At 68.6% G+C, this 25,904-nt stretch carries 26 protein-coding genes; 10 read left to right on the top strand and 16 right to left on the bottom strand.

Annotation, left to right across the window (positions count from 1 at the left end; all coding sequences use genetic code 11):
• Positions 1–17 precede the first annotated feature (17 nt).
• The 6 genes from WKC72_RS29185 to sdhC form a co-directional block, all read right to left on the bottom strand.
• Complete coding sequence (locus tag WKC72_RS29185; protein WP_370184581.1) at positions 18–1,298, bottom strand: D-alanyl-D-alanine carboxypeptidase family protein; 1,281 nt, start codon at positions 1,296–1,298, stop codon at positions 18–20.
• A 118-nt stretch (positions 1,299–1,416) separates the two neighbouring features.
• Positions 1,417–2,412 carry a malate dehydrogenase gene (locus WKC72_RS29180; protein ID WP_370180555.1) on the bottom strand — a complete coding sequence of 332 codons (996 nt, stop codon included), beginning with the start codon at positions 2,410–2,412 and terminating at the stop codon, positions 1,417–1,419.
• Positions 2,413–2,568: 156 nt separating this feature from the next.
• On the bottom strand, positions 2,569–3,348 hold the full coding sequence (locus WKC72_RS29175) for a succinate dehydrogenase iron-sulfur subunit (protein ID WP_005256985.1): 780 nt from the start codon (positions 3,346–3,348) through the stop codon (positions 2,569–2,571).
• Positions 3,348–5,099 carry a succinate dehydrogenase flavoprotein subunit gene (sdhA, locus tag WKC72_RS29170; protein WP_037244896.1) on the bottom strand — a complete coding sequence of 584 codons (1,752 nt, stop codon included), beginning with the start codon at positions 5,097–5,099 and terminating at the stop codon, positions 3,348–3,350. Before sdhA ends, WKC72_RS29175 begins: the two co-directional genes overlap by 1 nt.
• A 15-nt stretch (positions 5,100–5,114) precedes the next feature.
• Complete coding sequence (locus tag WKC72_RS29165) at positions 5,115–5,558, bottom strand: succinate dehydrogenase hydrophobic membrane anchor subunit (RefSeq protein WP_005239887.1); 444 nt, start codon at positions 5,556–5,558, stop codon at positions 5,115–5,117.
• Between the two features lies 1 nt (position 5,559).
• Positions 5,560–5,964, bottom strand: coding sequence for a succinate dehydrogenase, cytochrome b556 subunit (sdhC, locus tag WKC72_RS29160; RefSeq protein WP_005239889.1), 405 nt, complete (start codon positions 5,962–5,964; stop codon positions 5,560–5,562).
• A gap of 255 nt (positions 5,965–6,219) precedes the next feature.
• Between sdhC and WKC72_RS29155 the strand changes: the two genes are divergently transcribed.
• From WKC72_RS29155 to WKC72_RS29145, 3 genes are read left to right on the top strand one after another with little or no spacing between them, the layout of a single operon-like run.
• Entirely contained in the window at positions 6,220–6,624 is a 405-nt protein-coding gene (locus WKC72_RS29155) for a cytidine deaminase (protein ID WP_037244899.1), read from the top strand.
• Positions 6,617–7,912, top strand: a complete 1,296-nt coding sequence (locus WKC72_RS29150; protein WP_037244901.1) for a thymidine phosphorylase — start codon at positions 6,617–6,619, stop codon at positions 7,910–7,912. Before WKC72_RS29155 ends, WKC72_RS29150 begins: the two co-directional genes overlap by 8 nt.
• 9 nt (positions 7,913–7,921) lie before the next feature.
• Entirely contained in the window at positions 7,922–9,007 is a 1,086-nt protein-coding gene (locus WKC72_RS29145; protein WP_037244904.1) for an adenosine deaminase, read from the top strand.
• 20 nt (positions 9,008–9,027) lie between these two features.
• On the opposite strand, the gene WKC72_RS29140 is transcribed toward WKC72_RS29145, so the two are convergent.
• The 5 genes from WKC72_RS29140 to WKC72_RS29120 all read right to left on the bottom strand — a co-directional run bounded on the left by WKC72_RS29140 (position 9,028) and on the right by WKC72_RS29120 (position 12,587).
• The gene (locus WKC72_RS29140) at positions 9,028–10,272 is read right to left on the bottom strand and encodes a primosomal protein (RefSeq protein WP_370180554.1); all 1,245 of its coding nucleotides are present in this window, start codon (positions 10,270–10,272) and stop codon (positions 9,028–9,030) included.
• A gap of 128 nt (positions 10,273–10,400) precedes the next feature.
• A complete protein-coding gene (locus WKC72_RS29135) occupies positions 10,401–10,706 on the bottom strand; it encodes a YbaB/EbfC family nucleoid-associated protein (protein ID WP_370180553.1) in 306 nt (101 codons plus the stop codon).
• Positions 10,703–11,047, bottom strand: coding sequence for a hypothetical protein (locus tag WKC72_RS29130; RefSeq protein ID WP_037245031.1), 345 nt, complete (start codon positions 11,045–11,047; stop codon positions 10,703–10,705). The genes WKC72_RS29135 and WKC72_RS29130 overlap by 4 nt, the downstream gene beginning before the upstream one ends.
• A gap of 8 nt (positions 11,048–11,055) precedes the next feature.
• Positions 11,056–12,261 (bottom strand): C40 family peptidase, encoded by a 1,206-nt coding sequence (locus tag WKC72_RS29125; RefSeq protein ID WP_370180552.1) that lies wholly within the window; start codon positions 12,259–12,261, stop codon positions 11,056–11,058.
• 2 nt (positions 12,262–12,263) lie between these two features.
• On the bottom strand, positions 12,264–12,587 hold the full coding sequence (locus WKC72_RS29120) for a type VII secretion target (protein ID WP_037245034.1): 324 nt from the start codon (positions 12,585–12,587) through the stop codon (positions 12,264–12,266).
• A 132-nt stretch (positions 12,588–12,719) separates the two neighbouring features.
• Between WKC72_RS29120 and upp the strand changes: the two genes are divergently transcribed.
• On the top strand, positions 12,720–13,343 hold the full coding sequence (gene upp, locus WKC72_RS29115) for a uracil phosphoribosyltransferase (RefSeq protein WP_370180551.1): 624 nt from the start codon (positions 12,720–12,722) through the stop codon (positions 13,341–13,343).
• Positions 13,344–13,351: 8 nt separating this feature from the next.
• Here the strand turns inward: upp and WKC72_RS29110 are convergent, their stop codons facing one another.
• Both WKC72_RS29110 and WKC72_RS29105 read right to left on the bottom strand, forming a co-directional pair.
• The gene (locus tag WKC72_RS29110) at positions 13,352–14,941 is read right to left on the bottom strand and encodes a phospho-sugar mutase (RefSeq protein WP_370180550.1); all 1,590 of its coding nucleotides are present in this window, start codon (positions 14,939–14,941) and stop codon (positions 13,352–13,354) included.
• Positions 14,938–15,720 (bottom strand): purine-nucleoside phosphorylase, encoded by a 783-nt coding sequence (locus tag WKC72_RS29105; protein WP_370180549.1) that lies wholly within the window; start codon positions 15,718–15,720, stop codon positions 14,938–14,940. The genes WKC72_RS29110 and WKC72_RS29105 overlap by 4 nt, the downstream gene beginning before the upstream one ends.
• Before the next feature lie 20 nt (positions 15,721–15,740).
• On the opposite strand from WKC72_RS29105, the gene WKC72_RS29100 reads away from it, so the two are divergent.
• Genes WKC72_RS29100 through WKC72_RS29090 form a run of 3 tightly spaced genes read left to right on the top strand, consistent with a single transcriptional unit; the run spans position 15,741 to position 18,760 of the window.
• The gene (locus tag WKC72_RS29100; protein WP_037244917.1) at positions 15,741–16,439 is read left to right on the top strand and encodes an enoyl-CoA hydratase-related protein; all 699 of its coding nucleotides are present in this window, start codon (positions 15,741–15,743) and stop codon (positions 16,437–16,439) included.
• A gap of 12 nt (positions 16,440–16,451) precedes the next feature.
• Positions 16,452–17,612 carry a M20 family metallopeptidase gene (locus WKC72_RS29095; RefSeq protein ID WP_112300857.1) on the top strand — a complete coding sequence of 387 codons (1,161 nt, stop codon included), beginning with the start codon at positions 16,452–16,454 and terminating at the stop codon, positions 17,610–17,612.
• Positions 17,609–18,760: a M20 family metallopeptidase gene (locus WKC72_RS29090; RefSeq protein WP_037244919.1), complete on the top strand. Its 1,152-nt coding sequence runs from the start codon at positions 17,609–17,611 to the stop codon at positions 18,758–18,760. Before WKC72_RS29095 ends, WKC72_RS29090 begins: the two co-directional genes overlap by 4 nt.
• A gap of 19 nt (positions 18,761–18,779) precedes the next feature.
• Here WKC72_RS29090 and WKC72_RS29085 read toward each other — a convergent pair whose 3' ends face one another.
• A complete protein-coding gene (locus WKC72_RS29085) occupies positions 18,780–19,241 on the bottom strand; it encodes a gamma-glutamylcyclotransferase (RefSeq protein ID WP_011598217.1) in 462 nt (153 codons plus the stop codon).
• A 116-nt stretch (positions 19,242–19,357) separates the two neighbouring features.
• On the opposite strand from WKC72_RS29085, the gene WKC72_RS29080 reads away from it, so the two are divergent.
• Both WKC72_RS29080 and WKC72_RS29075 read left to right on the top strand, forming a co-directional pair.
• On the top strand, positions 19,358–20,761 hold the full coding sequence (locus WKC72_RS29080; RefSeq protein ID WP_370180547.1) for an NAD(P)H-quinone dehydrogenase: 1,404 nt from the start codon (positions 19,358–19,360) through the stop codon (positions 20,759–20,761).
• A gap of 169 nt (positions 20,762–20,930) precedes the next feature.
• The gene (locus WKC72_RS29075; protein WP_370180546.1) at positions 20,931–22,115 is read left to right on the top strand and encodes a PLP-dependent aminotransferase family protein; all 1,185 of its coding nucleotides are present in this window, start codon (positions 20,931–20,933) and stop codon (positions 22,113–22,115) included.
• Here WKC72_RS29075 and glpK read toward each other — a convergent pair.
• On the bottom strand, positions 22,100–23,593 hold the full coding sequence (gene glpK, locus WKC72_RS29070; RefSeq protein WP_268790914.1) for a glycerol kinase GlpK: 1,494 nt from the start codon (positions 23,591–23,593) through the stop codon (positions 22,100–22,102). The genes WKC72_RS29075 and glpK overlap by 16 nt on opposite strands.
• 50 nt (positions 23,594–23,643) lie before the next feature.
• Between glpK and glpD the strand changes: the two genes are divergently transcribed.
• Positions 23,644–25,386 (top strand): glycerol-3-phosphate dehydrogenase, encoded by a 1,743-nt coding sequence (glpD, locus tag WKC72_RS29065; RefSeq protein WP_005239930.1) that lies wholly within the window; start codon positions 23,644–23,646, stop codon positions 25,384–25,386.
• On the opposite strand, the gene WKC72_RS29060 is transcribed toward glpD, so the two are convergent.
• Positions 25,364–25,900, bottom strand: a complete 537-nt coding sequence (locus WKC72_RS29060) for a hypothetical protein (RefSeq protein WP_268790913.1) — start codon at positions 25,898–25,900, stop codon at positions 25,364–25,366. The genes glpD and WKC72_RS29060 overlap by 23 nt on opposite strands.
• Between the last annotated feature and the right edge of the window lie 4 nt (positions 25,901–25,904).

Below are 25,904 nucleotides of genomic sequence, written 5' to 3'. Positions count from 1 at the left end.
CCGCGCGCCGCGGCCCGTCAGCGCCTGCGGGACAGCCGGCGCGCGCAGAGCACGAGGACGAGGACGACCGCCGCCCCGACGACCCCCACACCTGCCCGCAGTGCCAGTGTGTTGTCGGGGTGGTCGGAACCCGACGCGACGACGGAACTCGTCGCCGCGGCCGAATCCTGTTGCGGCGGAGCGGCAAGCACCGCGGCGGAGCCCTCTTCGGCCGGATACAGGTCCTCGAGTGACCCCACCTGGGCGTCGCGGTCGAGGGCGAAACCGTAGTCCAGCAGTCGTGCCGCCTGCTCCCACGGCCGGATCGGCTGGGCTTCGGCTCCCATCAACGTCACCATCAGGCGGCGACCGTCGTGATCGGCGCCGCCGACGTACGTGTGGCGGGCGTCGTCGGTGAATCCGGTCTTGCCGCCCAGCGCCCCGTCGTAGTTGTAGAGCAGCTGATTGTCGTTGGCCAGTGCGAACGGGGGCCGGTCCTGGTCGTCCGGGATCGCCGGGTCCTTCGGGAAACCCGGGAACTGCACCGTCTCGGTGGAGATGAGCTCCGCGAACGTCGGGTTCTTCATCGCGGTGTGGAAGATGAGTGCGAGGTCGAACGGTGAGCTGCTCATTCCGGGGCCGTCGAGCCCCGACGGGGTCGCGGTCCTCGTGTCGTGCGCGCCGAGGGTGTCGGCGAGGTGGTTCATCTTGTCGACCGTCGCGGCGTCGCCGCCGAGTTGCCGGGCGAGGACGTGGGCGGCGTCGTTCCCCGACGCCATCACCAGGCCCTGCATCAGCTGCCGGTTCGTGTACTGACCGTTCTTGCCGATCCCGACCGCGCTGCCCTCCACAGCGGCGTCCTCGGCGGTGGCGGTCACGGTCTTGTCGAGATCGAGTTCGCCCAGGGCCACGAGAGCCAGCAGCATCTTGATGGTGCTCGCCGGCCGGTAGCGGCCGTGCGGGTCCTTCGCCGCGAGCACGTCGCCGGTGTCGATGTCCGCGACCACCCAGCCGGACGCCGCGATGTCGGCGGGTAGCGCCGGCGCGTCGTCGGGAAGGATCACCCCGCACTCGTCCAGCTTCGGCCCGCCCACCGGCTCGTCGGGCACGGACACGGCGCTCGGTGTCGGATCACCCGGCTGGGGTACCTCGGACAGGTCGATCGCAGGCGCGGGGGCCGACCGGTTGGGGCAGTTGTCGGTGTTCGGGGTGGTGAACGGTGTGGCGGTGGGGGAGGAGGGCACCGCGGGCGGAATGGCCCCGGCAGCACTCACCGAGAGTCCGGCCAGCAGGGTTCCGGACACGACCGCGGTACACACTCGACGCCACATCATCGAAGAGGCAGCGTATGCGACGACCGGTCGACTTCCGAAAACGGACGCGTGTCGACACGCTTTCGTGACGTCCGCGCGACCGTTTCGGAAGGGGGACGCCGGATCAGATGAAACCCATGACCCGGACGGCGTCGCGTTCGGACTCGAGTTCCGCGACCGACGCGTCGATCCGCTTCCGTGAGAAGTCGTCGATCTCCAGGCCGTCCACGATCTGCCACGACCCGTCGACCGAGCGAACCGGGAACGAGCTCACCAATCCCTCCGGCACGCCGTAGGCGCCGGTGGAGGGCAGCGCCACAGAGGTCCAGTCGTCCTCGGGGGTGCCGAGCACCCAGTCGTGGACGTGGTCGATCGCGGCGTTGGCGGCGGAGGCCGCGGAGGATGCGCCGCGAGCCTCGATGATCGCGCTGCCACGGTTCGCGACCGTGGGAATGAAGTCGCCGGTGAGCCATTCGCGGTCGGCGGCGAACTCCGCACCGGACCGGTCCCCGACCCGCGCATGGAAGATGTCGGGGTACTGGGTGCTCGAGTGGTTACCCCAGATCGCGACGCGGCGGATGTCCTTCACCGCGGCGGCGGAGTGCCGTGCCAGCTGGGCGATCGCGCGATTGTGGTCGAGCCGGGTCAGCGCCGTGAATCGCTCCGCGGGGATGTCGGGGGCGTTGTTCGCGGCGACCAGCGCGTTGGTGTTGGCCGGGTTGCCCACGACCAGCACCCGGACTCCGTCCGCGGCAACCTGGTTGATCGCGCGACCCTGCACGGTGAAGATCTGCCCGTTCGCGGCCAGCAGGTCGCCACGCTCCATGCCCTTGGACCGGGGACGCGATCCGATGAGGAGCGCCACATCGGTGCCGTCGAAGCCCCGCTTCGGGTCGTCGTGGACCTCGACGTCGCGGAGCAGCGGGAAGGCGCTGTCGTCGAGTTCCATCGCGGTACCTTCGGCAGCGGACACGGCGGACGGAATCTCCAAGAGCCGCAGCCGGATCGGGGTGTCGGGTCCGAGCATCGCGCCTGCAGCGATCCGGAACAGTGCCGCGTAGCCGATGCTGCCTGCCGCTCCGGTGACCGTGACCACTGCGGGACTGGGCGACTGCGCCATGTGTGAACCTCACTGTCCGTCGGGAGCATCTGTTCTCGACACTAGCGCGGGGATTTCACCGTGGGACCGCTCGGACAGTGAGGTTGGACACGACGCAGGGCGCCCCCGACCGGATGTGGTCGGGGGCGCCCTGCGAACGTGCTCGGCAGAACTGGGTCAGCGCGCGAAGAGCAGCGCGCGCTTGACTTCCTGGATCGCCTTCGTCACCTGGATGCCACGGGGGCACGCGTCGGTGCAGTTGAACGTGGTCCGGCAACGCCAGACGCCGTCCTTGTCGTTGAGGATGTCGAGACGCTCCGACGCACCCTCGTCACGGCTGTCGAAGATGAAGCGGTGCGCGTTGACGATGGCGGCGGGACCGAAGTAGCTGCCGTCGCTCCAGTACACCGGGCACGACGTGGTGCAGCAGGCACACAGGATGCACTTGGTGGTGTCGTCGAAACGTGCCCGGTCGTGCTGCGACTGGATGCGCTCACGGGTGGGCTCGTTGCCGGTGGTGATGAGGAACGGCTTCACGGCGCGGAACGCGTCGAAGAAGGGCTCCATGTCGACGACGAGGTCCTTCTCCACCGGCAGGCCCTTGATGGGCTCGACGGTGATCGTGACCGGCTTGCCGTCCTTGGGCAGCATGTCCTTCATGAGGAGCTTGCAGGCCAGACGGTTGACGCCGTTGATCCGCATCGCGTCCGAACCACACACGCCGTGGGCGCAGCTGCGGCGGAACGTCAGGGTGCCGTCGAGGTAGCCCTTCACGTACAGGAGCAGGTTCAGCATGCGGTCCGTCGGCAGCGCCGGAACCTGGAAGCTGTCCCAGTGCTGGCCCTCGCCGGACTCCGGGTTCATCCGCGCGATCTTGAGGGTGACCATGACGGCGCCCTCGGGCACGGGAGGGAGATCCGACTTGTTCTCGCTCTTGTCGACTGCAGGTGCGCTCATCAGTACTTACGCTCCATCGGCTCGTAGCGGGTCTGGACTACCGGCTTGTAGTCGAGACGGATGTCGGAGAGCAGGCCGTCGCCCTCCTTGTATGCCATCGTGTGCTTCATGTACTCGGCGTCGTTGCGGTCCGGGTAGTCCTCGCGGGCGTGGCCGCCGCGCGATTCCTTGCGGTTCAGCGCGCCGACGACGGTGACCTCCGCCATTTCGAGGAGGAAGCCGAGCTCGACGGCCTCGAGCAGGTCGCTGTTGTAGCGCTTGCCCTTGTCCTGCACCGTGATGTGGTTGTAGCGCTCCTTGAGTGCGCGCACATCCGCGAGTGCCTGGGTGAGGCGCTCTTCGGTGCGGAATACGGAGGCGTTGTTGTCCATGGACTGCTGCAGCTCGCTGCGGATGTCCGCGACCCGCTCGTGACCGTGGTCCGACAGGATGGTGGCCATCCAGTCGTCGACCATCTTCTCGGGTGCCTCGGGCATGTCGACGAACTCGCTGTTGTTGGCGTGCTCGGCGGCGGCGATGCCGGCGCGGCGTCCGAAGACGTTGATGTCGAGCAGCGAGTTGGTGCCGAGACGGTTCGCGCCGTGGACGGAGACGCAGGCGCACTCGCCGGCGGCGTACAGGCCCTGGACGATCTCGTCGTTGTTGCGCAGGACCTCACCGTTGATCCTGGTGGGGATGCCGCCCATGACGTAGTGGCAGGTGGGGTACACCGGCACGGGTTCCTTGACCGGGTCCACACCGAGGTAGGTGCGGGAGAACTCCATGATGTCGGGGAGCTTCTCGTCGAGGACTTCCTCGGGGATGTGGGTCACGTCGATGTAGACGTAGTCCTTGTTCGGTCCCGCGCCGCGTCCCTCGAGGACTTCGAGAACCATCGACCGCGCGACGATGTCGCGGGGTGCGAGGTCCTTGATGGTGGGGGCGTAGCGCTCCATGAACCGTTCGCCGTCGGCGTTGCGGAGGATGCCGCCCTCACCGCGCACGGCCTCGGAGATGAGGATGCCGAGCCCGGCCAGGCCTGTGGGATGGAACTGGTGGAATTCCATGTCCTCCAGCGGAAGACCCTTGCGGAAGATGATGCCCATGCCGTCACCGGTGAGGGTGTGCGCGTTGGACGTCGTCTTGTACATGCGTCCCGAGCCGCCGGTGGCGAACACGATGGACTTCGCGTGGAAGACGTGGATCTCGCCGGTGGCCAGCTCGTAGGCGATGACGCCGGTGGCGACCGGGCCGTTCTCCGTCTCGGTGATCGCGATGTCGAGGGCGTAGAACTCGTTGAAGAACTCGACGTCGTGCTTGACGCAGTTCTGGTAGAGCGTCTGCAGGATCATGTGGCCGGTGCGGTCCGCGGCATAACATGCGCGGCGCACGGGGGCCTTACCGTGATCGCGGGTGTGACCACCGAAACGACGCTGGTCGATCTTGCCCTCGGGCGTGCGGTTGAACGGCAGACCCATCTTCTCGAGGTCGAGCACCGCGTCGATGGCCTCCTTGGCCATGATCTCGACGGCGTCCTGGTCGGCGAGGTAGTCGCCGCCCTTGACCGTGTCGAAGGTGTGCCACTCCCAGTTGTCTTCCTCCACGTTCGCCAGTGCGGCGCACATGCCGCCCTGGGCCGCGCCGGTGTGGCTGCGGGTGGGGTAGAGCTTGGTCAGTACCGCGGTGCGGGCGCGGGGACCGGCCTCGATCGCTGCGCGCATGCCGGCGCCGCCGGCACCGACGATGACCACGTCATAACGGTGTTCCTGCATGAAGTCTGTGCTCCCCTAGCTCGCCGAGATATTGGGGTCGAAGGTGAAGATGACGTACGTGCCGAGGCCCATGATCAGGATCATCGAGAGAACGAGGATCGTGGTCAGCCAGAAGCGCGTGGAGTCCTTGCGGGAGTAGTCCGCGATGACCGTGCGGAGTCCGTTTCCGCCGTGCAGCTGGGCAAGCCACAGCATGGTGAGGTCCCAGAACTGCCAGAACGGGCTGGACCAGCGGCCTGCGACGAACGCGAAGTTGATGCGGTGCACACCGTCGTCGAGCATCAGCATGATGAAGAGGTGGCCGAGCACGAGGAAGATCAGTGCGAGTCCGGAGAACCGCATGAACAGCCAGGCGTACAGCTCGAAGTTGTTCTTCGAGGTCCGGCGCGGAGAGCGCGGGTTGTCCAGGCTGGCGGGACGGTCGTAGGTCTTGCCGAGACTCTTGGCTTCTGTCGTCATGTCAGTGCCCCGCAAACATGTTGTAGAAGATGCGGCCGGCGCCCGGGATCATCACCAGGAACCAGATCGCGAGGATTACCCAGAGCATCAGGCGCTGGTACTGCGGTCCCTTGGACCAGAAGTCCACCAGCATCACCCGGACACCGTTCAGTGCGTGGTACAGCACCGCGGCGACGAGCGCGAGCTCCATGAGCCCGACGATCGGGTTCTTGTAGGTCTCGATGACACTGTCGTACGTGTCGGGATTGACCCGCACCAGCGCGGTATCCAGCACGTGCACGAATAGGAAGAAGAACGTCATTACGCCTGTGATCCGGTGCAAAACCCAGGACCACATTCCGGGGTCGCCCCGGTAAAGCGACCGTGTGCGCTCCTTGGCCGGAGCGGCTTCAGTCGTAGTACTCATCGAGTGCTGTGCCTCCAACGTCATTGGTGGACGTGTCGAGTCTGCGCAGCGTTGCGGACATACCACAACTGGGGACCCGACGTGATCCTGAACCGACTTCTCTGAACTCTAAACCCAACGGAAACGGGGGAACTAATTCGAGTCGGGGTTCGTACGCCCCCCGCAATTGAACTTAGGTTTGCCTCTCCAATACGAATCGGGCTGTCCCGGGCGAATCTCTGCATCCATTCAGCCCACGTGATTGGATGGGAAACTATGGTCGAGATCGATTGGAAACTGTTGCGCGCCAACGCGCATGAGGTGATGGGTCGGGCCTACGCGCCCTACTCCGGCTTCGCGGTGGGAGCAGCGGCGCTGGTGGACGATGGGCGCATCGTCGTCGGATGCAATGTGGAAAATGTCTCATACGGTTTGGGGCTCTGCGCCGAGTGCGTACTGGTCGGTAACTTATTTGCGGGCGGCGGCGGGCGATTAATCGCCTTCACCTGCTGTGACGCGAGTGGCGACATACTCATGCCGTGCGGGCGCTGCCGGCAGATTCTCTTCGAGCACGGCGGCCCCGCACTGCTCGTCGACCACCGGGTCGGCGTGCGCCCATTGGAACAGCTGCTGCCGGACGCTTTCGGTCCGGAGGAGAAGGGGAGAATCAGCCATGCATGACGCCTCGTCGATCATCGCCGCCAAGCGCGACGGCAGAGAACTGTCCGGTGCAGAGATCGACTGGGTGGTCGAGGCATTCACCCGGGGGGTCGTGGCGGACGAGCAGATGTCGGCGCTGGCCATGGCGATCTACTTCCGTGGGATGACCCGCGAGGAGGTGAGCCGCTGGACCACGGCGATGATCTCGTCCGGTCGCCGCCTCGACTTCACCCACCTCGGCCGGCCCACCGTGGACAAGCACTCGACGGGTGGTGTGGGTGACAAGATCACGCTCCCGCTTGCACCGCTGGTCGCCGCGTGCGGCGCCGCGGTGCCGCAACTGTCGGGACGCGGGCTCGGTCACACCGGCGGAACCCTCGACAAGCTCGAGTCGATCCCGGGCTGGCGCGCCGACCTCGACACCTCCGAGATGGCCGAGATCCTGTCCGATCCCGCCGTCGGAGCGGTCGTGTGCGCCGCGGGCTCGGACCTGGCACCGGCGGACCGGCGGTTGTACGCGCTCCGCGACGTCACCGGGACGGTCGAGTCGATTCCCCTGATCGCCAGCTCGATCATGAGCAAGAAGATCGCCGAGGGCACCGGTGCGCTCGTGCTCGACGTCAAGGTCGGGTCGGGCGCGTTCATGAAGAAGCTCGACGACGCGCGGGAGCTCGCCCAGACGATGGTCGACCTCGGGAGCGACGCCGGAGTGCGGACGATGGCGTTGCTCACGGCGATGGACGCGCCACTCGGCCACACGGCGGGCAATGCGCTGGAGGTGCGGGAATCGCTGGAGGTGCTGGCCGGCGGCGGCCCGTCCGACGTCGTCGAACTGACCCTCGAGCTCGCGCGAGAAATGTTGAAGGCAGCCGGAATCGACGGAGTCGACCCCGCCGACAAACTGCGTGACGGCTCCGCCATGGACCGCTGGCGGAGGATGATCGCCGCCCAGGGCGGCGACCCCGACGCGCCGCTGCCGACGGCCCGGCACACCGAGGTGCTGCTCTCCGAGTCGGACGGGGTGGTGTGCGGCCTCGACGCCATGGCGGTCGGGCTCGCCGCATGGCGGCTCGGTGCGGGTCGCGCGCGACAGGGCGAGCCGGTGCAGGCGGGGGCGGGCATCGAGTTGCACGCGAAGCCGGGGGAGACGGTGTCGGTGGGCACCCCGCTCGTCACGCTGCACACCGACACGCCCGAACGGTTCGCCGCGGCGAAAGCCGCACTTTCCGAAGCCTGGACGGTCGTGGCCGACGCGCCGTCGGTGACCACGCCGCTCGTCATCGAGCGGATAGAGGATCCCTCACGCTAACGTCGTCGCATGACCGCACTGGATCTGTCGGCCCTGCGCCGAGCGCCGAAGGTGTTGCTGCACGACCATCTCGACGGAGGTCTCCGGCCCGAGACGGTTCTCGAACTCGCCCGCGACTGCGGCTACGACGCGCTGCCCGCCGACACCGCGCCTGCGCTCGCCACGTGGTTCCGGGAGGCCGCCGACAGCGGCTCGCTCGAGAGATACCTCGAGACGTTCGCTCATACGGTCGCGGTCATGCAGACACCCGTCGGGCTCGAACGCGTCGCCCGTGAATGCGCCGAGGACCTCGCGGACGACGGCGTGGTCTACGCCGAGGTCCGGTTCGCCCCGGAGCAGCACCTCGAAGAGGGGCTCACCCTGGACGAGGTGGTGGAACAGGTCCTGCTGGGGTTCGAGGCCGGGGAGTCGGCGGCGGAGGTGCGCGGCCAGAACATCCGGATCGGCGTTCTGCTCACTGCGATGCGGCACGCGGCGCGGTCCCGGGAGATCGCGGAACTGGCGATCCGGTTCCGGGACCGCGGCGTCGTCGGTTTCGACATCGCCGGCGCGGAGGCCGGCAATCCGCCCAGCCGCCACCTCGATGCCTTCGAGTACATGCGGGGCAGCAATGCACACTTCACGATTCATGCGGGCGAGGCGTTCGGTCTGCCGTCGATCCACGAGGCCATCGCGTTCTGCGGGACCGACCGGCTCGGGCACGGGGTCCGGATCACGGACGACATCACGATCGGCGACGACGGCGTCCCGGTGCTGGGCACGCTCGCGAACTATGTGCGGGACAAGAGGATTCCCCTGGAACTGTGTCCCAGTTCCAACGTCCAGACCGGGGCCGTGGACGCCCTCGAGAACCATCCGTTCGACCTGCTCGCCCGGCTGCGGTTCCGGGTGACCGTCAACACCGACAACCGGCTGATGAGCGACACCAGCATGAGTCAGGAGATGCTCCGCCTCGTCGAGACGTTCGGATACGGCTGGACGGATCTCGAGCGCTACACCATCAACGCCATGAAATCGGCATTCATCCCGTTCGATCAGCGGCTGCAGCTGATCGACGAGGTGATCAAGCCGGGATTCGCCGTGCTGGTGGGCTGAGCGCCCCAGAGGGCGGGCGCTCACACCGTCCGCAGGCGGGCCTCGAACTCCCGCTCGAGCGTCCGCCACGCCTCGGCCTCGGCGTCGAACGGTGCGCTGGGCGCCATCCGGGTCGGATCCGGGTTGAGGACGAACGAGACGTACCACCCCAGCGGCTCGGACGTCGCGAGTGCGGTTTCCACCGAATCGTCGTCGGCGAAATCGGCTGCATCGGTGAACAATTCGACTGCGAGGTCGAGCTGGTCCGCGTCCACGGACTCCGGGCCGGCGGCCAGGTCGTCGGCGAGACCGGGCAGGACGTACACGTTCTCGTCGGTGACCTCGACCTCGAGCGATCCGTCGACGGCCGCCACCTGGATCTCCTCGTACGTGCTGACCTGCGCGAGGGCGTGCTCGTGGTTGTCGGCGAGGTAGCGGGCCAGCGCGCGTTCGGACGTGAAGACGAAGATCGCGCCGTCACGCCCGAGGAAAAGCGCGTCGTCGTCGAGGTAGCAGCGGAGAGTGAAGTAGGTCTCCCCGGACGTGATGATCTTGACGGGGTCGACACCCACCGCACCCCAGAACGAGTCGTCCTCCTCCTCGTCCTCGGTATCGAGGTCGAGTGCCACGAACTCCTCGTCTTCCTCGGCCTCGTCGGCCACGTCGTCCACGTCGACGGTGTTCTCGTCGGCGGCCACCAGTTCGGCCTCGGCGACGGCTACGGCCTCGGCGTCCACCTCGGGGGTGGCGACGATGTTGTCGACGGCGTCGAGGACGTCATCCCAGCCCTTCGCGATGGCGGTGCCGATCTGGGCCCACAGCTGCTCGCCCTCGCGGCCCTCGAATGCGCTGGCGCCTGCGGGGAGCGCGCCGAGAATGGGGTTCGCGTTGAAGAACTTGGTGACCGCGTCCAGTTCGCAGACCTCACCGATGTTGCGCACCATGTTGAGCGTGTCTTCGAGTTCGCTCACGACGAGAGCTTCGGGGTCGCTCGCCGCCAGCTCCGGCACACCGATCAGATCGAAGCAGAAGTTCTCGTCGGGCTCGAGTTCGGCGGCGGACAGCCCGGACACCACACTCCAGGCGGGATGCTCGACGAGATCGTTGTCGGTGTTCGTGCGGATGAAGGCAGCGAGTTCTGCCACTGATTCGAACCCGTAGAGGTCTTCCTCGTGACCAAGGAATGCTTCCCACTCGTCGTCGCCCTCACGCCACCGTGGTGCCCACAGTGTCACGAGGTCGCCGTCGGTGAGACCGAGTTCGATCGGGACGATGTCTCCAGCCATGGCGCGAAGCCTATCGACCCCGCGGCCAAAGTTATACCCGGGCTGTCTGCGGACCGTTTCCGACGTATTCCCCGCACCGACGAGATGCCGCTCAGCCAGACGGTCGTCGACTCGCCGCGGAGTGAGGGTCACACCTTCCCGAACGCGTCCTGCAGCGTCGTCATCACCCGGGTGCGCTGTTCGGTGGCGAGCCGGGCGGCCTCCTGCGTGGTGCTCGTGATCATCGTCGCGAGTGTGCGGGCGTCGAGCGCCGAGATGGAGTCGTCCATCCAGAGACCGGTCAACGTGCCGTTCCCGTCGACTTCGGCCGTGACCTGACCGGACTCGCTCGATGCGCGCGCCGTGATCGCCTGAAGCCCGGCGAGGGCCTCCTCGAGCAGATTCACCTGTTCGGTGGCCCGCCCGACGATCGCATCCATGTCGTGTTCGCTCACAGTGGTCGCATCCAGCTCGCCGGGGTGGGTTCTTCCTCGTCCTCGATCGCCTGCGCGGCCGCGACGTCGGCGCGCGTGGGCAGACCGAGCTTGTCGAGGATCTCGGCGGGCATGCCGTCGCAGGCGAGTTCGTCGCGCCGCCGCGCCCCGGCCTCCAAGGCCGAGCGCCTGCAGAGCGTCAGGATCTCGTCCGCGAGTCGCTGACCGCCGTACCGGAGTTCACGCGGATCGATGCGGAGTTCGAGTGGCAGGCCCTGCTCGGTGGTCCGGACCGAGACGGTGCCGGAGCGGTTGCTCACTGCGGCCGTGGTGCCGGCCGGGGGTGGGGTGGGGGGAAACATGATTCCTGTCATTCCGTGGGTCGGTAGAAGCCGTAGAAGCCCATGCCGCTGTTGCTGGTTCGAATCGGACCGACCTGCACGGGATCACCGGCCTCGACGAGTTGGCCGTTGCCGATCACCATCGCCACGTGACCGTCCCAGACGGCGAGGTCGCCCGGCATGAGGTCGCCCGGGTCGACCGCGGTGCCGACGTTCTGCTCCTGCGCCAGGCGCGGAAGACCCACGCCGGCTTCGCCGTACGCCCACTGTGTCAGTCCGCTGCAGTCGAGGCCCTCGCCGGGTGACGTCCCGCCCCAGACGTACGGGACACCCTGCTGCGACAGCGCGTTGCGGACGGCGTCGGCCGCCTCCTTGTTGGGGGCGACGGCGGTGCTGCCGTCGGGCAGGACCACCTCGACACCCTCGCCGCCGTGGGCGGAGTCCGAGGTGGACGGCCCGTGACCGGTACCGCCGGACCTGCCGGTGAGGGAATCCGCGCGGGATCCGCCCGAACCGCGTCCGCCCGAGGAGCGTGCGGCCGGGGCGGCGATGCTCGTCAGGCCCGACATCGGCGACGTTCCCGACGAACTCGCGAACCCGGACGCCGCGCGGCTCACCGCCTCGGAGCCCGCGGGCGTGACGGGGGCGGCGGAGGCGGGCATCGTGCTGGCCGCGGACGTGCTCGCGGGCGCGGTGGCAGCGGGCGCGGTGGCAGCGGGCGCGGACGGGGTGTCTTCGGTGGGTGTGAGGGCGATCATCCTGCCGGTCTGCTCGCCGAGTTCGGCCCGCACCTTCGCGACGACTGCGGTGGCCCGGCCGAGGTGGTCGAGCGCCGCCGCGATGATCATCGCCTGACCGGGCGGGGTGGCCAGGGCGGGTCCGGCGGCGACCGCGAGGGAGATGAACGACTGCAGGATCTCCTGCAGTTGCAGCATTCCGGCCCGGACGATCTCGGAGGCCTCGGCGACGACGGCAGCCATGTCGTTGCCGCGATCGGAGACCGCGACCGTCGACCGCTGCGCCTCCTCGGTCTTCACGATCGCACCGGTGCCGCCCTTGCCCTGCCAGTCGCCGTAGATCGAGCTGATGCCGGTGCGCCCGGTGTCGTGCACGGCGTCGATGGCGACCGAGGACGCGCGCAGGGCGTCGGCCGGTCCGCCGGCGGGGAGGACGCCGCTGCCGAACGCCCCGAGCAGATCGAGGATCGGGCGGGTGAGGAGATCGATGGGGATCACGGTCAGGCCTCCAGCCCGACCGCGTGCGCGGCGAGAGCGGCCGTGGTGGCCGCCTCGGTGCCCTCGTACGTGGCGGCGTTCGCGAGGGCGGTTGCGCTGATCCCGCCGAGGACGCCGGACAGTTTCTCGATGGAAGCCAGGTGCGCGGCGTGCGCCGTGGCGAACGCGGCGACGAAGTCTCCGCCGATCACCCCGAAGACCGGTCCGAGCAGGAGCGGCCCCGCGGCAGCGGCCCCGAGACCTGCGGCCTGCATCTCCGCCGACATGGTCGCGGCCGTGGCTGCGAACTCGGCGATACTCGCGGTATCCGCCCTCAAGTCGTTCATCGTCATCCCCCCAGTCGGATTTGATCCCGGTCACCATATTGGACGCAGGTGAGACCGATTCGGTTCCACCCCCGATTCGCCGAGAATCGCTCTCCTGCGAAATCTCGCCCCGCGCCCCCTTATTCTTCGAACATGAACACGCACGTCGTCGACCACCCGCTCGCAGCGGTCCTCCTGACAACGATGCGCGATGCGCGCAGCGACAATGCCACATTTCGGGCCGCTTTGCGACGGCTGACACACATGTTGGTGTACGAGGCGATGCGCGAGGCTCCGGTCGAGACGTTCGACGTGGTCACGCCCATCGCGACGACCGACGGGGTGCGGCTCACCCATCCGCCGTTGCTCGTTCCCGTCCTGCGCGCCGGACTGGGCATGGTCGAGCAGGCCAGCAGCCTGATCCCGCAGGCGCGAGTCGGTTTCGTCGGCATGGCCCGGGACGAGGAGACGCATCTGCCGGTGCCGTACCTCGAGTCGCTCCCCGCGGACCTGTCCGGCATCCCGGTCTACGTCCTCGACCCGATGCTCGCGACCGGCGGTTCGATGGTGCACACGATCGACTTGCTCGTCGCCCGCGGCGCCACGGACGTCACCGCAGTGTGCGTCGTCGCCGCGCCCGAAGGTGTTGCCGCCCTCTCCGCGTCGGGTCATCCCGTGAGACTCGTCACCGCTGCGGTCGACGGGGGACTCAACGAGAACGCGTTCATCGTGCCCGGCCTCGGCGATGCCGGGGACCGTCAGTTCGGACCTCGCTGACTTCCCGGCTACAGGGCTTCGGCGAACTCGCGCAACAGGTTCAACCGGGTCGCGGCCCTCTCGCGGGCCGCGGGTAGCGTCGATCGATCCGGCACCGGGACGACCACCTCCAGGTAGCACTTGAGCTTGGGTTCGGTTCCCGAGGGGCGCACGACCATCCGGACGGTGGACCCCGCGAGAACGACGGCGTCGGTGCGGGACTGCCCGCGCAGTTCCGCCAGATCCGTGGCCTCGACGGGTTCGCCGGCCAGTTCGGCAGGCAGTTCCGACCGCAGGCGTCGCATCATCGCGGTGATGTCCGCGAGGTCGGTGACGCGTCGCGACACCTGGTCTCCCGCGTGCAACCCGAATTCGAGTGCGTAGTCGTCCAGCCTGTCGAGGAGCGTCGACCCCTCTGCTCGCAGCGTCGCGGCGAGGTCGGCGGCCACCACCGCGGCGGAGATACCGTCCTTGTCGCGCACCGACTCCGGGTCGACGCAGTGACCGATCGCTTCCTCGTACGCGTACACGAGACCCTCACCGGTCCGCACGAGCCACTTGAAGCCGGTGAGGGTGCGCGCGAAGCGGGCGCCGCGGGCCTCGGCGAGCTTTCCGAGGAGGGCGGACGAGACGATCGTCGTCGCGACGAGCGAGTCGGCCGGGGCGGAGGCGAGGACGTGCTCGCCGAGGAGGACGCCCGTCTCGTCGCCGCGGAGCATCCGCCAGCCGTCCGGCCCGCGCACGCCGACCGCGCACCGGTCGGCGTCGGGGTCGAGGGCGATCGCGAGGTCGGCGCCGACGTCCGCGGCGAGAGCGAGGACGGCGTCCGAGGCGCCCGGCTCCTCGGGATTGGGGAACTCGACGGTCGGGAAGTCGGGGTCCGGGCCGAACTGGGTCGCGACGGTGTGGACGTCGGTGAATCCGGCGGATTTCAGTGCGGTGACTGCGGTCTCGCCGCCGACGCCGTGCATGGCGGTGAGCGCGATGCGCAGGGTCCGCGACGGTCCCGTCGGCAGGGACGCGACCCGGTCGACGTAGCGGTCGAGGAGTTCTTCGGACGCCGGCGTCACCACGGTGCGGGGGACGAGATTCGCCGGCCCGATCCGGCTGATCGATGCTTCGATCTCCCTGTCGGACGGCGAGATCAACTGGGCGCCGCCGTCGAGGTAGACCTTGTATCCGTTGTCGGCGGCGGGGTTGTGGGAGGCGGTGATCTGCACGCCGGCCGCGGCCCGGAGGCGGCGGACCGCGAACGCGACGATCGGCGTGGGGAGCGGGCGGGGGAGGAGGACGACCGAGAATCCCGCGGCCGCCAGCACTTCCGCCGCGGCGACGGCGAACTTCTCGGATCCGTGCCGCGCGTCGCGCCCGACGACGACGGTGGAGCCGCCCAGGCACCGGTCTGTCAGCCACGCGCCCAGCCCGGCCGTCGTGCGGATCACCACGGCGAGATTCATGCCGTTCGGGCCTGCCCGCACCGGCCCGCGCAGACCCGCGGTCCCGAAACTCAGCGGAGCGGCGAAGCGGTCGGCGAGCTCGTCGGCGGAGAGGCTCGCGAGTTCCGCCCGCGTTTCGGGGTCGGGATCGGCGTCGATCCAGTCCGCGATCGGATCGTTCACAAGCGTTCCACCAGTTCTCGCAGGAGACCGCCCATGCGGTCGGCGGACGCCCGGCCCGCGGCGAGGACCTCCTCGTGGTTCAGGTGCTCGCCGGTGATGCCGGCCGCGAGATTGGTCACCATCGAGATCCCGAGGACGCGGGCGCCGAGCGCCCGCGCCGCGATCGTCTCGTGGACGGTGGACATGCCGACGAGGTCCGCACCGATCGTCCGCAGCATGCGGATCTCGGCGGGGGTCTCGTAGTGCGGACCCGGCAGACCGGCGTAGACGCCTTCGCTCAGCGACCGGTCGATGTCGCGGGCGAGGGCCCGCAGTTCGGGGTCGTACGCGTCGACCAGGTCGACGAACTCCGCGCCCACGAGAGGCGACCGGGCCGTGAGGTTGAGGTGATCGCTGATCAGCACGGGCTGTCCGACGGTGAAGTCCTCGCGGATTCCCCCGGCGGCGTTCGTCAGGATGACGGTCGTCGCTCCGGCGGCGATGGCCGTGCGCACCGGGTGGACGACGGACGACAGGGGATGGCCCTCGTAGGCGTGGGTACGGCCGAGGAGGACGAGGACCCGCTTGCCGCCCACGTCCACGGAGCGGATCGTTCCGGCGTGACCCGCGGCCGAGGGTGGTGTGAACCCCGGTAGATCCGCCATCGGGACGGTGCAGAGTGATTCGCCGAACCGGTCGGCGGCGGCATTCCACCCCGATCCGAGGACGACGGCGATCGAGTGTTCGGCGCAGTTCGTGTGCGCGGCGAGCGCGGCGGCCGCGGCGTCTGGCGTTCCCATGAGGCGATAGTCTTCCACTCATGCCCTATCTCGATCGCGACGGCGACGTATTCATCCTGTACCTCGGCAACGAGGGCGAGACGGACAACGAGAACCGCTTCCATCCGGACTGGATCGACGCCACCCACGCCGCACTGGACGAGGTGGAAGCCCACGAGGGTCCCGCCGCACTGGTCACGACCGCGACGGGCAAGTTCTTCACGAACGGCCTGGACACCACGTGGATCTTCGCGAACACGGACAAGCTCCCGGAATACCTCGACCGGGTGCACACGATCTACAGCCGCCTGCTCGCGTTCCCGATGGCCACCGTCGCCGCCGTCCAGGGGCACGGTTTCGGTGCCGGCGCGATGCTCGCCACGTCGCACGACTTCCGGGTCATGCGCGCCGACCGCGGGTTCTACTGCCTCCCCGAGGTGTCGCTGAACATGCCTTTCACCGTGGGGATGTCGGCGCTCCTCAACACTCGTCTGCCGAAGCAGACCGCGGTCGAGGCGATGACGACGGGCCGCCGCTACGGCGGTTCGGACGCGCTCGCCGCGGGCATCGTCGACGAACTCGCGGACGGCGACGGGGTCCTCGCGGCCGCCGTGACACGGGCCGCCGCGCTCACCGCCACCCGCGGCGCCAACCTCGCCGGGATCAAGCGCGGAATCCATCACGACGCCCTCGCCGCGCTCGCCACGGTGACGGACAAGAGCAACTTCAGCTTCGGGTGAGAGAATGAGCACGTGAATGCGGATGTCGAGGCGGCGGTCAGGTCAATCGAGACCGATCTGATCGCGCTGTCCCATTCGATCCACAGCGAACCGGAGCTCGCGTTCGAGGAGTTCCGTAGCGTCGCGAAGATCACCGAGCTGCTCGAACGCAGCGGGTTCGACGTGCAGTCGGGCATCGCCGGCCTGCCCACGGCGTTCGACGCCACGTTCGGCAGCGGCGACCTCGTCATCGGTATCTGCGCCGAGTACGACGCGCTCCCGGAGATCGGCCACGCGTGCGGGCACAACATCATCGCGGCGTCCGCGGTCGGTGCCGGCGTCGCGCTCGCCACGGTCGCCGACCGGCTCGGGATCACGGTGCGGGTCATCGGGACGCCCGCCGAGGAGAGCGGCGGCGGAAAGATCGCCATGCTCGAGAAAGGCGTCTTCGACGATGTCGCGGCAGCCCTGATGGTGCATCCGGGTCCGATCGACATCACGGGTGCGACGTCGCTGGCACTGGCCGACATCGCGGTCACGTTCACCGGCCGCGAGGCGCACGCGTCGGCCGCACCGGAGTTCGGGCGCAATGCCGCCGACGCCGCGACCGTCGCCCAGGTCGGGATCGGCCTGCTGCGCCAACACCTCTCGCCGGGGCAGCAGATCCACGGGATCGTCTCCGACGGCGGCACGGCGCCCAACATCGTTCCCGCACGCTCCGAAATGCTCTACTACCTGCGCGCCGAGACGGCGTGGTCGCTGTCCGAGCTGACGACGCGCGCGGAGGCGTGTTTCGCGGCCGGCGCACTCGCCACCGGATGCACGCACGAGATCCGGACGGTGTCGCCCACGTACACGGAACTGACGCCCGACCCGTGGCTGGTCGCGACGTACCGGGAGCAGATCATCGACATGGGGCGGACACCGTTGCCGCTCGAGTGGGAGGGCGTCCGTCCGCTGGGCAGCACGGACATGGGCAACGTCACCAACGTCCTGCCCGGAATTCATCCCGTCATCGGTCTCGACTCGGGCGGTGCGGTGACGCATCAGCCTCGGTTCGCGGCGGCGTGCATCACCGAGTCCGCCGACCGCGCCGTGATCGACGGAGCGATTGCGCTGGCTCGCACGGCAGTTCGCGCGGCAACGGACGAGACACAGCGGGTGCGGCTGTTGGAAGGAGTTGATCGCCGGTGAACGCGGCAGTCGACAAATGGATTCTCGCTCACACCGACGAACTCTCCCAGTGGCGTCGACACATCCACGCCAATCCCGAACTTGCGCGACACGAATACGCGACGACGGAATTCGTGGCGACGCGGCTGGCCGCGGCCGGTCTGTCGCCCGAACTGCTCCCCGGGGGAACGGGGCTCACGTGCGATCTCGGACCGTCGGACGGTCCCCGCATCGCGTTGCGCGCCGACATGGACGCTCTCCCGCTGCAGGAACTGACCGGCGCCACGTACTCGTCGACAGTGCCGGGCGTGTCGCACGCGTGCGGACACGACGCCCACACCACCATCCTGCTGGGAACCGGTCTGGCGCTCAGCGAGATCCCCGACCTCCCGGTGGGTGTCCGGCTGATCTTCCAGCCCGCCGAGGAGGTCATGCCCGGCGGCGCGCTCGAGGTCGTCGCTGCCGGACGGCTCGAGGGTGTGTCGCGGATCTTCGCCCTCCACTGCGACCCGCGGCTCGCGGCCGGGCGGGTCGGTGTGCGGCTCGGCGCGATCACCTCCGCGGCCGACACGATCGAGGTCGTGCTCGACTCACCGGGCGGCCACACGTCGCGTCCGCACCTGACCACCGACCTCGTGTTCGCGCTGGGCACCGTCGTGACGGGGTTGCCGGGCATGCTGAGCAGGCGGATCGACCCGCGCACCGGCACCGTGATGGTGTGGGGTGCCGTGAGCGCCGGCCGGGCGCCCAACGCCATTCCGCAGACCGGCATGATGACCGGCACCGTGCGGACCGGCGATCACGAGACGTGGGAGATGCTCGAGCCGCTGGTCCGGGAGATCGTCCACGGTCTGCTCGCGCCCACCGGGGTGCGGTACCAGCTCAACTACCGCCGCGGGGTCCCGCCCGTCGTCAACGACGAGGTGTCGACGCGCATGTTCGAGGCCGCCATCCGCACGGTCGGCCCGGACGCCCTCGCCGACACGCCGCAGTCCGGCGGCGGCGAGGACTTCTCCTGGTATCTCGAAGAGGTTCCCGGTGCGATGGCCCGGCTCGGCGTCTGGTCGGGGGTCGGCGAGCAACTCGACATCCACCAGCCCACGTTCGATCTGGACGAGCGGGCGCTGGGCGTCGGGGTGCGGGTGCTGTCGAGCCTCGTGCTGGGCTGAGGCGCGGCGCCAGGCGGTTCTATTCGGTGCCCGGTCCGACGTTGCGGCTGTTGCGGGTGCGCAGGTCGCGCACGTAGTCGGCGGGGGCCCCGGCGATCTCTGCGGCGTCGGCCATCACCCCGAGGTAGCGGGCGGACGGCAGGCCGCCCTCGTACGCGTCGAGCACGTACAACCAGGCGAGCGCGGGTTCGCCCTCGGTGTCCACGCGGACGCGGATCTTGCGGTGGATGCCGAGTTCGGAGCCCTCCCATCGGTCGAGGCTGACCTCGTCCTCCTCGGGGACGTCGTAGAGCACGACGAACACCTTGGAATCGGGGTCCTCGACCACGGTGGCGAGTGCGCCCTCCCAGCCGATGTCCCCGCCACTGAACGTCAGTCGCCAGCCGTGCAGCCAGCCCGTCCCCGCCATCGGCGAGTGAGGGCAGCGCTGCAACATCTGCTCGGGATGCATGTTGGACCCGTAGGCGGCATAGATCGACACGGCGGCAAGCCTAAACGGTGGCTAGTAATCTGTTGCATGCAGTGCACGACACGACGCGCTGCGATAGCAGAAAAAGCCGGCCGGAGACCCCGGTCGACAGTTGAATTGGAGGACAGATGACCCGAATCGTGATCATTGGTGGCGGGCCTGCCGGATACGAGGCAGCGCTGGTGGCCGCACAGCACGGCGCCTCCGTCTCCTTGATCGATTCGGACGGGGTGGGCGGCGCCTGCGTTCTGTTCGACTGCGTGCCGTCCAAGACCTTCATCGCCTCCACCGGCGTGCGCACCGACATGCGGCGCGCCACCGACCTGGGCATTGCGCTCGATCCCGAGCAGGCCACGGTCGCCCTGCCGCAGATCCACGCCCGTGTGAAGAGCCTCGCGCAGGCGCAGTCCTCCGACATCCGCACCCGCCTGCAGACGGTGGGTGTCGAACTGCTGTCGGGCACCGCCGAGATCGTCGACCCGCGGTTGGGCATGGCGTCCCACCAGGTGTGTGCCACCCTCGCGAACGGCGAGAAGAAGACACTCGACGCGGACGTCGTCCTCATCGCCACCGGTGCGAGTCCCCGGGTGATCCCCGGGGCGGAGCCGGACGGCGAGCGCATCCTGACGTGGCGCGACCTCTACGACCTCGACGAGCTGCCGACGCACCTCGTCGTCGTCGGTTCCGGTGTGACCGGTGCCGAGTTCGTGTCCGCCTACACCGAGATGGGCGTCAAGGTCACGCTGGTGTCCAGCCGCGACCGCGTCCTGCCCGGTGAGGACGCCGACGCCGCCCTCGTCCTCGAGGACGTCCTCGCCGAGCGTGGCGTCACCCTGGTCAAGCACGCAAGGGCCGATGCCGTGAAACGCACGGAGGACGGCATCGTCGTCGTGCTCGCCGACGGCCGGACCGTCGAGGGCAGCCACGCCCTGATGACCGTCGGTTCGGTTCCCAACACCCAGGGTCTCGGGTTGGAGAAGGTCGGCATCGAGCTCGACAAGGGTGGATACCTGCGTGTGGACCGTGTGTCGCGGACGCCGGTGTCGGGGATCTACGCCGCGGGCGACTGCACCGGCCTGCTGCCGCTGGCGTCCGTCGCCGCCATGCAGGGCCGCATCGCGATGTACCACGCGCTCGGTGAGGGTGTGAGCCCCATCAAGCTGAAGACCGTGGCGTCGGCCGTGTTCACCCGCCCGGAGATCGCCACCGTGGGCGTCAGCCAGGCCGCGATCGACGACGGCGAGGTGCCGGCCCGCACCGTCATGCTGCCGCTCAACACCAACCCGCGCGCCAAGATGTCCGGTCTGCGCCGCGGCTTCGTGAAGATCTTCTGCCGTCCGGCCACCGGTGTGGTGATCGGCGGCGTGGTGGTGGCCCCCAACGGGTCGGAGCTGATCCTGCCCATCGCGATCGCGGTGCAGAACAACCTCACCGTCAACGACCTCGCCGCGACGTTCTCGGTGTACCCGTCGTTGACGGGTTCGATCACCGAGGCGGCACGCCAGCTGATGCGGCACGACGACCTGGACTGATCCCGAAGTGTGGGATATGCATTTCACATAGTGGCTCGTTTGGTGGGATAGTCGAGGCACGGTTCGAAATCATCGACCCGTGCCTCGGCGCTCTCCCGCCCCGCAGACCCAGGACGGACAGGGTGTTCCTCACCTGATCCCCGCTTTGACGTGCCTCCTGGGAGTCGACATGCCGCAATCACTTGCCCGCCGCATGGATGGTCTGCACAGCTCCGCCATCCGTGACCTTCTCACCCTCACTGCCCGGCCCGACGTGGTCAGCCTGGCAGGCGGGCTTCCCGATCCCGAATTCATTCCGCGCGAACGGATCCGGAAGGAAGCTGAACTCGCGCTCACTGATCCGGCGTCCGTCCAGTACGGCGAGACCACCGGGCTGCGCCGGCTCCGCGACGTGCTCGCCGCACGTGAGGGCGCCAAGATCGGCCGGCCGCTGGGCGCCGCCGACGTCGTCGTCACCCACGGCTCGCAGCAGGCGCTGAGCCTTCTCGCGCAGGTGCTGCTCGATCCCGGCGACGTCGTGATCGTCGAGGAACCCGCCTACACCGGAGCGCTGCAGGTGTTCCGGGCCGCGGAGGCCGACATCCGGTCCGTCGCCCTCGACGCCGACGGGATGGACACCGCCGCCCTGCAGGGCATGCTCGCGGACGGACTCCGCCCCACCGTGGTCCACACGGTGAGCAACTTCCACAACCCTCGTGGCGTCGTCCTGACGCCCGGCCGCCGGGAACACCTGGCTGCACTGGCCGACCGCTACGGCTTCTGGGTGATCGAGGACGATCCATACGGCGAACTTTTCTTCGACGGGCCACCGCCCGCGCCCGTCGCGGCGCTGTCGGACCGGGTGATCCGGTTGTCCAGCGCGTCGAAGATCCTGGCACCGGCGCTGCGGGTCGGGTGGCTGCACGGCGACCGGCGGGTGTGCGAGGCCGTCGAACTGCTCAAGCAGGGCGCGGACCTCTGCGGTTCGTCGCTGACACACCAGATGACCGCCGGACTGCTGTCGGACGAGCCCTGGCTGGACCTGCACCTGGAGATGCTGCGCGCCCGCTACGGGTCCCGGGCCCGGGCGCTCGCGCACGGCGTCACCTCGACGTTCGGCGACCGCGTCCGCGTGTCGTCGGCGGCGGGCGGGATGTTCTGCTGGACCGAGTTCACGGACGCGGACCTCGACACGGCGGCACTGCTGCAGACCGCCGTGGACCACGGTGTCGCCTTCGTCCCCGGATCGGCTTTCGGCGTCGCCGCGGAGCACCGGAGCGCTCTGCGACTGTGCTTCGCGACCTGTCCGGAGGACGTGCTGACGGGCGCGGCGGCGAGACTCGGCGACGCGTACGCCGATCACGCCCAGTCGTAGGTCCGTTCGACCGCCTTGTTCCACTCGGCGTAGAGCCGGGTGGACTCGGCCTCGTCCATCGCGGGTTCCCACGTCTTGTCGACGGCCCAGTTCGCGCGGATGTCGTCCTCGCTCTCCCAGAAGCCGACGGCAAGCCCCGCGGCGTACGCGGCGCCCAGCGCCGTCGTCTCGTTGACGACGGGCCGGATGACGGGCACTGCAAGGATGTCGGACTGGAACTGCATGAGGGTCTCGTTGACGACCATGCCGCCGTCCACCTTGAGGGAGGCGAGTTCGACGCCCGAATCGGCGCGCATCGCCTCGATCACCTCGCGGGTCTGATACGCGGTGGCCTCCAGGGCGGCCCTGGCGAGATGTCCCTTGTTCACGAACCGGGTGAGTCCGACGATGGCCCCGCGCGCGTCGGGCCGCCAGCGCGGTGCGAACAACCCGGAGAACGCGGGCACGAAGTAGGCGCCGCCGTTGTCGTCGACCGACGTGGCCAGATCCTCGATGTCCTTGGCGGACTCGATGATTCCCAGGTTGTCGCGCAGCCACTGCACCAGGGAGCCGGTGACGGCCACGGACCCCTCCAGCGCGTAGACGGCCGGCGCGTCACCGATCTTGTAGCAGACGGTGGTGAGGAGTCCGTGCTTGCTGTGCACGGGAGTGGTTCCCGTGTTGAGCAGCAGGAAGTTCCCCGTTCCGTACGTGTTCTTCGCTTCGCCCTCCGACAGGCAGGCCTGGCCGAACGTGGCGGCCTGCTGGTCGCCGAGGATTCCGGCCACCGGCACGCCGGGCAGTGTCCCGTGCGGTCGTCCGACGCCGTACACCTCCGACGAGCTGCGGATCTCGGGGAGCATCGACATCGGGATACCGAAATCGGCGCAGATCTCCGGATCCCAGTCGAGGGTCTCGAGATTCATCAGCAGAGTGCGGGAGGCGTTGGTGACATCCGTCACGTGGGTGCCCTCCGTGATGTGCCACAGAATCCAGCTGTCGATCGTGCCGAAGCAGAGCTCGCCCGCCTCCGCCTTCTCGCGCGCACCCTCGACGTTGTCGAGGATCCACCGGACCTTCGGCCCCGAGAAATACGTGGACAGCGGCAGGCCGGTGCGCTTCTGGTACCGGCCCGGGCCCTCGTCGCCACCGAGTTCGGTGCACAGTTCGTCGGTGCGCGTGTCCTGCCAGACGATGGCGTTGTACACGGGTTCTCCGGTGTTCCGGTCCCACACGACCGCCGTCTCCCGCTGATTGGTGATGCCGATCGCGGCGATGTCGCGTTTGGTGAGATCGGCCTTCGCGAGCGCGGACGCCACCACTTCGCGGGTGTTGATCCACAGCTGTGCCGGGTCGTGCTCCACCCAGCCTGCCCGCGGAAAGAACTGCTCGTGTTCCTTCTGGGCGACGCTGACCACGGCGCCGTCGTGATCGAAGATCATGCAGCGGCTGGAGGTGGTGCCCTGGTCTATCGCGGCGATGTACTGAATCACACGCATGAAGCTACTAGCCTGGCAGAGAATCCGTCGTCATCTCACAGGAGCCCGAGTTGAGTAGTCAGCCAGGTGTGCAGTTCCTCGGTCCCCGGCAGCGTGATGCCGCATGGGACAAGCTGCAGACCGAACAGTTCGACGTCGTCGTGATCGGCGGTGGTGTGGTCGGAGCCGGTGCGGCCCTCGATGCGGCCACCCGCGGGCTGAAGGTGGCGTTGGTCGAGGCACGCGATTACGCGTCCGGCACGTCGAGTCGCTCGTCGAAGATGTTCCACGGCGGTCTGCGCTATCTCGAGCAGCTCGAGTTCGGATTGGTGCGGGAGGCGCTCCGGGAGCGTGAGCTGTCGCTGACCACCCTGGCGCCGCACCTGGTGAAGCCGCTCAAGTTCCTGTTCCCGATCACCCACCGGGTGTGGGAGCGCCCCTACATGGCGGCCGGCATCTTCCTCTACGACCGCATGGGCGGCGCCAAATCGGTTCCGGCGCAGAAGCATCTGACGCGCGCGGGTGCGCTCCGGATGGCGCCGGGGCTCAAACGCAACTCGCTGACCGGCGGCATCCAGTACTACGACACCGTGGTCGACGACGCCCGCCACACCATGACCGTCGCCCGCACCGCCGCCCACTACGGGGCGGTCGTGCGTACGTCCACCCAGGTGGTCGGGTTCCTCCGGGAGGCAGACCGGGTCTCCGGAGTGCGCGTCCGGGACTGCGAGGACGGGCGCACCGCCGACGTGAAGGCGCACGTCGTCATCAACGCCACGGGGGTGTGGACCGACGAGATCCAGGCGCTGTCGCGGCAACGCGGCCGGTTCCGCGTCCGCGCGTCCAAGGGCGTCCACATCGTGGTGCCTCGCGACCGGATCGTGAGCGACGCCGCGATCATCCTGCGCACCGAGAAGTCGGTGCTGTTCGTGATCCCGTGGGGCAGCCACTGGATCATCGGCACCACGGATACGGACTGGAATCTCGACCTCGCGCACCCGGCGGCAACCAAGGCCGACATCGACTACATCCTCGGTCATGTCAACAAGGTGCTGGTGACGTCGCTGACCCACGACGACATCGACGGCGTCTACGCCGGTCTGCGCCCGCTGCTCGCGGGGGAGAGCGACGAGACGTCGAAACTCTCGCGGGAACACGCCGTCGCGCGCGTGGCGCCGGGTCTCGTCGCCATCGCGGGCGGCAAGTACACCACCTATCGGGTGATGGCCGAGGACGCCGTGGATCTCGCCGCCGACGACATTCCCGCGCGGATGGCGCCGTCCATCACGGAGAAGGTTCCGCTCGTCGGTGCCGACGGCTATTTCGCGCTGGTCAATCAGACAGTTCACCTCGGCCAGATGTACGGGTTGCACCCGTACCGCGTGAAGCACCTGCTGGACCGGTACGGTTCGCTGATCGACGAGGTGCTCGACCAGGCGAGCGGGAAACCGGAACTTCTCCAGCCCATCACGGACGCACCCGCCTACCTGCAGGTCGAGGTCGTGTACGCGGCGGCGGCCGAGGGCGCCCTGCATCTCGACGACATCCTCGCCCGGCGCACGCGTATCGCCATCGAGTACTCGCATCGGGGTGTGAACTGCGCCGAGCAGGTGGCGCAACTGGTGGCCCCCGTCCTCGGCTGGGATGCCGACGCCGTCGACCGCGAGGTGAAGACGTATCAGGCGCGGGTGGAGGCGGAGGTCCAGTCGCAGGCCCAGCCGGACGACCTGTCGGCCGACGCGTTGCGGGCGGCGGCGCCCGAGTCGCGGGTCGAACTGCTCGAACCCCCGGTCAGTGTGTCAGAAATACCTTGACGATCACGATGGCCGACGCGACGACGGCGAGGCCGAACGCCGCCCAGTGGGTGCCGGACGTGACTCTCTCGCGGCGGAGACGGCTGATCACGTAACTGATCGACGCGATCCGGGTGATCATCACCAACTCGGCGATCAACTGCGCGGTCCTCGGCTCCAGCCAGCCGATCAGCGCGGCGCACAGGATGACGCTGGGGACTACGGCCGACGTGAGGATGGGCAGGCCGTCGCGGAGTTCCCCGCTGCGTTCGGCTCGCGTGAGCGTGCGGTCGAGACGCAGTGTCTGCCCGACGGACTCGGCGAATAGGTGCGCGAGGAATGTGGACAGCGCCGCTCCGACGACGATCGCGATGCCGACGGTTTCCTGTGCCTTGGTGACGGGGATGAGCGCGGCGAGGACGAGGATGTTGCCGTAGATGTAGGCGCTGATGCGCCGGGCGACGCGCTCGGTGTCGATCGAGGCGTCGGTCAGCTGCGCGGGGCGGTTGAAGAGCTTCGGAAGGTCCCACTCCATGGCC

This window comes from Rhodococcus wratislaviensis, from assembly GCF_041228765.1.
Lineage (GTDB): Bacteria > Actinomycetota > Actinomycetes > Mycobacteriales > Mycobacteriaceae > Rhodococcus_F > Rhodococcus_F wratislaviensis.
The sequence above is the reverse complement of the archived record's forward strand: the minus strand, read 5'-3'. Positions and strand labels throughout refer to the sequence as shown.

Excerpts from the sequence above, each read along its gene's own strand:
- WKC72_RS29180 (WP_370180555.1), bottom strand. The coding sequence starts at position 2,412 with ATGGCGCAGTCGCCCAGTCCCGCAGTGGTCACGGTCACCGGAGCGGCA.
- WKC72_RS29175 (WP_005256985.1), bottom strand. The coding sequence starts at position 3,348 with ATGAGCGCACCTGCAGTCGACAAGAGCGAGAACAAGTCGGATCTCCCT.
- sdhA (WP_037244896.1), bottom strand. The coding sequence starts at position 5,099 with ATGCAGGAACACCGTTATGACGTGGTCATCGTCGGTGCCGGCGGCGCC.
- WKC72_RS29165 (WP_005239887.1), bottom strand. The coding sequence starts at position 5,558 with ATGACGACAGAAGCCAAGAGTCTCGGCAAGACCTACGACCGTCCCGCC.
- sdhC (WP_005239889.1), bottom strand. The coding sequence starts at position 5,964 with ATGAGTACTACGACTGAAGCCGCTCCGGCCAAGGAGCGCACACGGTCG.
- WKC72_RS29155 (WP_037244899.1), top strand. The coding sequence starts at position 6,220 with ATGGTCGAGATCGATTGGAAACTGTTGCGCGCCAACGCGCATGAGGTG.
- WKC72_RS29150 (WP_037244901.1), top strand. The coding sequence starts at position 6,617 with ATGCATGACGCCTCGTCGATCATCGCCGCCAAGCGCGACGGCAGAGAA.
- WKC72_RS29145 (WP_037244904.1), top strand. The coding sequence starts at position 7,922 with ATGACCGCACTGGATCTGTCGGCCCTGCGCCGAGCGCCGAAGGTGTTG.
- WKC72_RS29140 (WP_370180554.1), bottom strand. The coding sequence starts at position 10,272 with ATGGCTGGAGACATCGTCCCGATCGAACTCGGTCTCACCGACGGCGAC.
- WKC72_RS29130 (WP_037245031.1), bottom strand. The coding sequence starts at position 11,047 with ATGTTTCCCCCCACCCCACCCCCGGCCGGCACCACGGCCGCAGTGAGC.
- WKC72_RS29120 (WP_037245034.1), bottom strand. The coding sequence starts at position 12,587 with ATGAACGACTTGAGGGCGGATACCGCGAGTATCGCCGAGTTCGCAGCC.
- upp (WP_370180551.1), top strand. The coding sequence starts at position 12,720 with ATGAACACGCACGTCGTCGACCACCCGCTCGCAGCGGTCCTCCTGACA.
- WKC72_RS29105 (WP_370180549.1), bottom strand. The coding sequence starts at position 15,720 with ATGGGAACGCCAGACGCCGCGGCCGCCGCGCTCGCCGCGCACACGAAC.
- WKC72_RS29100 (WP_037244917.1), top strand. The coding sequence starts at position 15,741 with ATGCCCTATCTCGATCGCGACGGCGACGTATTCATCCTGTACCTCGGC.
- WKC72_RS29080 (WP_370180547.1), top strand. The coding sequence starts at position 19,358 with ATGACCCGAATCGTGATCATTGGTGGCGGGCCTGCCGGATACGAGGCA.
- WKC72_RS29075 (WP_370180546.1), top strand. The coding sequence starts at position 20,931 with ATGCCGCAATCACTTGCCCGCCGCATGGATGGTCTGCACAGCTCCGCC.
- glpK (WP_268790914.1), bottom strand. The coding sequence starts at position 23,593 with ATGCGTGTGATTCAGTACATCGCCGCGATAGACCAGGGCACCACCTCC.
- WKC72_RS29060 (WP_268790913.1), bottom strand. The coding sequence starts at position 25,900 with ATGGAGTGGGACCTTCCGAAGCTCTTCAACCGCCCCGCGCAGCTGACC.